General features: G+C 46.1%; 6 protein-coding genes and 1 riboswitch. Of the genes, 3 read left to right on the forward strand and 3 right to left on the reverse strand.

Annotated features, from left to right (window positions below; translation table 11 throughout):
* Positions 1-16: 16 nt before the first annotated feature.
* A complete protein-coding gene (locus ACZMB2_RS06150) occupies positions 17-1,333 on the reverse strand; it encodes an MATE family efflux transporter (protein WP_487595998.1) in 1,317 nt (438 codons plus the stop codon).
* Positions 1,334-1,449: 116 nt separating this feature from the next.
* Between ACZMB2_RS06150 and ACZMB2_RS06155 the strand changes: the two genes are divergently transcribed.
* Positions 1,450-1,920 carry a hypothetical protein gene (locus ACZMB2_RS06155; protein ID WP_487595999.1) on the forward strand — a complete coding sequence of 157 codons (471 nt, stop codon included), beginning with the start codon at positions 1,450-1,452 and terminating at the stop codon, positions 1,918-1,920.
* 75 nt (positions 1,921-1,995) lie between these two features.
* Here the strand turns inward: ACZMB2_RS06155 and ACZMB2_RS06160 are convergent, their stop codons facing one another.
* Positions 1,996-2,685, reverse strand: a complete 690-nt coding sequence (locus ACZMB2_RS06160; protein WP_487596000.1) for a response regulator transcription factor — start codon at positions 2,683-2,685, stop codon at positions 1,996-1,998.
* Positions 2,678-3,769, reverse strand: coding sequence for a sensor histidine kinase (locus ACZMB2_RS06165; RefSeq protein ID WP_487596001.1), 1,092 nt, complete (start codon positions 3,767-3,769; stop codon positions 2,678-2,680). Before ACZMB2_RS06165 ends, ACZMB2_RS06160 begins: the two co-directional genes overlap by 8 nt.
* Before the next feature lie 135 nt (positions 3,770-3,904).
* Positions 3,905-4,003, forward strand: a riboswitch (SAM riboswitch).
* A 103-nt stretch (positions 4,004-4,106) separates the two neighbouring features.
* On the opposite strand from ACZMB2_RS06165, the gene metK reads away from it, so the two are divergent.
* Complete coding sequence (gene metK / locus ACZMB2_RS06170) at positions 4,107-5,303, forward strand: methionine adenosyltransferase (RefSeq protein ID WP_118770447.1); 1,197 nt, start codon at positions 4,107-4,109, stop codon at positions 5,301-5,303.
* A gap of 160 nt (positions 5,304-5,463) precedes the next feature.
* On the forward strand, positions 5,464-6,461 hold a 998-nt coding region (locus ACZMB2_RS06175), incomplete at its 3' end, for a dicarboxylate/amino acid:cation symporter (RefSeq protein WP_487596002.1).

The raw sequence follows: 6,461 nt of genomic DNA on the forward strand, positions 1-6,461 counted from the left end.
ATGTTTATCCTTTCTTCTATGCCTTACGACTCTGCACAATTGCAATTCCCATCACGATGGCAGTCAGCAATTCTGATACCGGGAATGCCAGCCATACACCGGCCATGCCAAACAGATGCGACAATAACAACGCACAAAGTGTAATTGCTACAAAACCTCTTAATATTGACGCGGCGAATGCCCATGCGGCCTTCTCCGTCGCGCTTAAGTATCCGGTTCCTACAATATTAAATCCGGAACACAGAAATCCGATAAAATACAACCGGACACCCTCGATTGCATAAGCTGTCAGCTGAGTGTCCCCTTGCTGGTTAAAGACCTGTACAATGGGCTCTGCAAACAGATTCAGCACTAACAGTAAAATGATCGCCGATGCAAATGCCGTCACAACTGCCAGCTGAAGCAGCCTGTTCACGGACTTCTTCTCTCCTCTCCCGAAGGTATCGCTGAACAATGGCTGCGTTCCCTGGGAAATACCATTGAAAATAGCAGTTCCCACAATAGCGATATTGGCTACCACGCCGTAGGCTGCAATTCCCGTATTTCCTGCTATGCCAAGAATCAGCAGGTTAAATACCATGGTCGTCACACCGGAAGACATCTCTCCCATAAAAGCCGCCACCCCCAGCTGGCAGGATTTCACAAGATAAGACACGGTTGGCCGCTTCCAGCGGAAGGTTACCGTATTTTTCTTTGAGAAAAAATGAAGGCCACAAATGGTCATGCCCACAACCGGTGACAAGCCGGTGGCCAGAGCCGCACCGGACATTCCCAGTCCACAGGGAAAGATCAGCACATAGTCCATTACAATATTGAATAAACTGCTGGACATGGTTGCCGCCATAGCCAGGGACGGATCCCCGTCATTTCTTACAAAAGCATTGAAAATATAGTTTAACATAAAGAACGGCGAATAAAACAGAAAAATTCTGGTATATTCCGTTCCCACCTCCACAATCCGCGCGTCTCCGCCCAGCAGGGAAAGCACCTTATCCGGCATTCCCATTCCGGGAATCATAAAACAGATGCCCAGCAAAATGGCCCAGAACACCGCATTGGAGAAATAGCGGTCCGCCTTCTCGTCCCCTCTGGCCCGTCCCAACGCAAACCGCGTGGCAGAACCGACTCCAATCATGGATCCGATGGCAAATATGAGACTGTACACCGGCAGCACCAGATTCAGCGCCGTAATGCCGTCTGCTCCTTCCGACTGGGAAATAAAAAACGTGTCCGCCAGGATGTAGGCCGACACCCCGATGGTTCCCAGTATATTCTGCGAAACGTATTTTACAAAAGGCCTTCTTGTCCTGGAAAATCCTTCTTCCTTTTCCATATGTATTAAACTCCCTCGACGTAATATCATTTCATGAGGCTCATTGTAGCTGTGGCATTTTCGCTTGTCAAGCAGCTTACCTTTCTTTCTTGCTTTTTATGAGGAAAAATGCTACAATGAGACGAGAAATTGTTGCAGGAGGCACAGAAGACAGAATGTGGAAAATTTTATTAGTCATTCTTATCATATTGATTATCGCTCTGGTTGCTCTTTATTTCTTTGGTCGCAGACTTGAGAAACGCCAGATTGAGAATCAGGCACAGCTGGACGCTATGGCACAGACGGTCAGTATGCTGATCATTGACAAGAAGAAGCTCCCCGTGAAAAAATCTGGTCTGCCCCAGATGGTCATTGACCAGACGCCCTGGTATTTACGCAGATCCAAGATGCCTATCGTAAAAGCCAAAGTCGGACCGAAGATCATGACACTTGTTGCAGACGCTAACATCTACGATCTTCTCCCGGTAAAGCGTGAAGTAAAAGTAGTCGTAAGTGGTATTTATATCACCGCTATCAAGAGTGCACGCGGTGGCATCGAGAAGCCGGAACCAAAGAAGGGATTCTTCAAAAGATTATTTAAAAAATAAAATGCTTGCATTTTTACTTGCATTTTAAGACAAAAGACCTGGATTTTCCTTGAAAATCCAGGTCTTTTTGTTGTGCTAAACTTTAAACCGGTATCCTACACCCCAGATAGTTTCAATGTACTGGGGTTTCGCTGTATTAAACTCAATCTTCTCACGAATCTTCTTGATATGCACCGTTACGGTTGCAATATCCCCAATAGACTCCATATCCCAGATCTTACTGAACAGCTCTTCTTTCGTAAATACATGATTCGGATTCTGTGCCAGAAATGCCAGAAGGTCGAATTCTTTTGATGTAAACTGTTTTTCTTCTCCATTCACCCAGACGCGCCGTGCAGTCTTATCAATCTTGATCCCGCGGATTTCAATAATCTCATTTTCCTGAATACCGCTTCCTACTAACCGTTCATACCTTGCCAGATGTGCCTTTACACGGGCTACTAGCTCACTGGGGCTGAAAGGTTTGGTCATATAATCATCTGCTCCCAGACCCAGACCCCGAATCTTGTCAATATCATCTTTCTTGGCTGACACCATAATGACCGGAATATTTTTTTCTTCCCGGATATTACGGCAGATCTCAAATCCATCCACACCCGGGAGCATCAGATCCAGAATAATCAGATCAAAATCTTCCGACAGGGCTCTTGTCAGTCCGCTGTCTCCCCGGCCCTCAATCTCTACTTCAAAGCCGCTCAGCTCCAGATAGTCCTTCTCCAGATCTGCGATAGCTTCCTCATCCTCAATAATCAAAATTTTACTCATTAGCCGGTACCTCCTGATATTTTCTAAGAACGAAATACATAGTCGTTCCTTCTCCTTCTCTGCTGGTTGCCCAGACCTTCCCTCCATGGTCTTCCATGACCTTATGAACAATGGAAAGACCGATGCCGCTTCCTCCTTTTGAGGAATTTCTTGACGTATCTGTCCGGTAGAACCGGTCAAATATATATGGAAGATCCTTTGCCGCGATTCCCCGGCCATTATCCTCGATCTCCACCTGCACAAAGTCTCCCACATCCGTCACACGAATAGCAATGGATTTATTCGGTTTATCCATGTATTTCACGGAGTTTCCTACGATATTATTGATGACACGCTTAATCTGCTCCGCATCCGCAATGACCATCACATCCGGTGCCACCTTATTATCATAACTTAAGGAAATCTGCTGCTGACTCATCTCCATGCCGATATCTTCAAAGCAGTCATCAAAATATTCCTTTACATTAATCTTGTTAAACGTATACGGAATACGATTTGTGTCAATCTTGGAATAAAAGGTCAGTTCATTAATGAGCCGGTCCATATCGTTGGCTTTGTTATAAATGGTTCTCAGATATTTTTCCTGCTTCTCCGGCGTATCTGCCACCCCATCCAAAAGACCTTCCACATAGCCTTTTACCGCTGTGATCGGTGTCTTCAGATCATGGGAAATATTACTGATAAGCTCTTTATTCTGGCTGTCAAAGACCACTTTTTCCTCTGTGGATTCTTTCAGCCGGATTCTCATCTCCTCAAAATCCGCACACAGCTCACCAATCTCATCATCATCTCCGATTTCCACTTCAAAATCCAGATTGCCGTCACGAATATTTCTCGTTGCTTTTTTCAGAGTTTCAATCGGGGTCAGTATACTGCGGTAAATCCATGCCATCAGAAAACTGCAGGTCATTGCCATAATTAAAATGACCGACACAAGCATCTCTCCCAGAAATTCTCTCGTCTGGGGTGTGGCCACTTCTGCCGGCTGCATACTCATAAATCCGAAGAAAACAAGTGAGATCAAAAACAACGGAACTGCTATCACGACTCCGAATGTGACAATCAGCTTTGTCTTTATGTTCAAGTTTTTGTCCTCCTATCTCATCTCTCTGAATTATACCATATGCTGTGCTTCTATTTTATAAACTTTTTGTAAAAAGCTTGACTTTTTTATAATACAAGTGTATGTTATGGAAAGAAAAGTCCATACGGTAGTTTTCTCTTATTCAGAGCGGTGGAGATACATAGGATCTGTGAAACCCGGCAACCCCTTTATAAAGGAAGGTGCTTACCTGAGCGAGTGATCGAACAATAAGAGGATTTGATACATGTTTTGTCAGGTCCGCTTGTGCGGGCTTTTTTGTTGTCTGTAAACCACAGCAGGAGAATTCTCCTGCACCATTTTTTAAAGGAGTATTTTCATGGAAAAAGAAAAGATTTTATTTACTTCCGAATCCGTAACCGAAGGCCATCCAGACAAAATCTGTGACCAGATTTCTGATGCCATTCTGGACGCACTGATGGAACAGGACCCGATGAGCCGTGTTGCCTGCGAGACCAGCACTACCACCGGTCTTGTACTGGTAATGGGCGAAATCACCACCAAAGCATACGTAGATATCCAGAAAATCGTTCGCGATACCATTCGCGAGATCGGATATACCAGAGGAAAATTCGGATTTGATGCTGACAACTGTGCCGTTATCACTGCCATTGATGAGCAGTCCTCCGATATTGCCATGGGCGTAGACAAGGCACTGGAAGCAAAAGAGCATCTCATGGATGACAGCCAGCTGGAGGCAATCGGCGCAGGCGATCAGGGTATGATGTTTGGCTATGCATCCAACGAGACTCCGGAACTTATGCCCTATGCGATCTCCCTTGCTCACAAACTGGCAAAGAGACTGACCGACGTTCGCAAAGACGGTACATTGCCGTACCTTCGTCCGGATGGAAAGACCCAGGTTACCGTAGAGTACGATGAAAACGGCAAACCGCTTCGTCTGGAAGCAGTTGTTCTTTCCACCCAGCACGGTGAGGAAGTTACCCAGGAGCAGATTCACGCTGATATTAAGAAATATGTCTTCGATCCGATCCTTCCAGCAGACATGGTCGATGCAGACACCAAGTTCTTCATTAACCCGACCGGACGTTTCGTTATCGGCGGACCCCACGGAGACAGCGGACTGACCGGACGTAAGATCATCGTAGATACTTACGGTGGATACGCCCGTCACGGCGGCGGCGCATTCTCCGGAAAAGACTGTACTAAGGTTGACCGTTCCGCAGCTTACGCAGCACGTTATGCAGCAAAGAATATTGTTGCTGCAGGACTGGCTGACAAGTGTGAGATTCAGCTCTCCTACGCAATCGGCGTAGCAAGACCGACTTCTGTAAGAGTGGATACCTTCGGTACCGGAAAACTTTCCGATGAGAAACTGGTTGAGGTTCTCCGTGAAAACTTTGACTTCAGACCGGCCGGTATCATCAAGATGCTGGATCTGCGTCGCCCGATTTACAAGCAGACCGCTGCTTACGGACATTTTGGACGTACCGATGTAGATCTTCCGTGGGAGAAAACCGATAAGGCTGATGCTCTGAAGAAATATTTGGCATAAAGAGTTCAAAAAGCAGACAGTGAAAAGAAACTACGAACGTTTCTTTCATTGTCTGTTTTTTTATCTCCTATTTTATAGGTTATCGATTTTGTAATATTTATTGTGTTCTCATCATAAATCAACTATACTATAAAGAAAAACAACGAGGGAGAACTATTTCATGAAAAAAATTGCTCAAAGTCTGCCCGTACGCTTATTGGCCGGAGTTATCATCGGAATCGCAGTCGGGCTCATTTCCAACGAATCTTTTATGAACATTATTGTTACCGTCAAGCATCTGCTTGGTCAGGTGATCACTTTCTGCGTACCGCTGATCGTAATCGGTTTCATCGCACCATCCATTACCAGACTTGGCAAGAGTGCTTCCCGCATGCTTTCCGTTGCACTGGTACTGGCATACACATCTTCTGTAGGTGCCGCACTGTTCAGCATGGTCGCCGGATACACCCTGATCCCGCATCTTTCTATTGTCTCCTCTGTAGACGGACTGAAAGAACTTCCGGAAGTTATTTTTGCTCTGGAAATTCCGCAGATTATGAGCGTTATGAGTGCACTGGTGTTCTCTGTTCTGGTTGGCCTTGCAGTTACCTGGACCAAGGCAGAGCGAACCGCAGAGCTTCTGGAGGAATTCCAGAAAATCGTTCTGGAAATTGTTACCCGTGTTATTATCCCGATCCTTCCGATCTTCATCGCCTGCACCTTCTGCAGCCTTGCTTACGAAGGAACCATCACCCGTCAGCTTCCGGTCTTCCTGAAAGTGATCATCATTGTTATGATCGGACATTTCATCTGGATGGCACTTCTTTATGGACTGGCTGGTGCTTACTCCGGAAAGAATCCGATGGAAGTCATCAAACATTATGGTCCGGCCTACATCACTGCAGTCGGAACCATGTCCTCCGCGGCAACTTTGGCTGTTGCCCTCCGTTGTGCAAGAAAGTCATCCGTACTTCGTGAAGATATGGTAAATTTCGGTATCCCGCTGTTTGCCAATATCCATCTGTGCGGATCTGTTCTGACCGAAGTCTTCTTCGTTATGACCGTATCCCAGATTCTGTACGGCTCCATTCCTTCTCTGGGAACCATGGTACTCTTCTGCCTGCTCCTTGGCGTCTTTGCCATTGGCGCTCCGGGTGTACCTGGAGGAACGGTTATGGC

This window comes from Hominiventricola sp. (genome assembly GCF_057604405.1).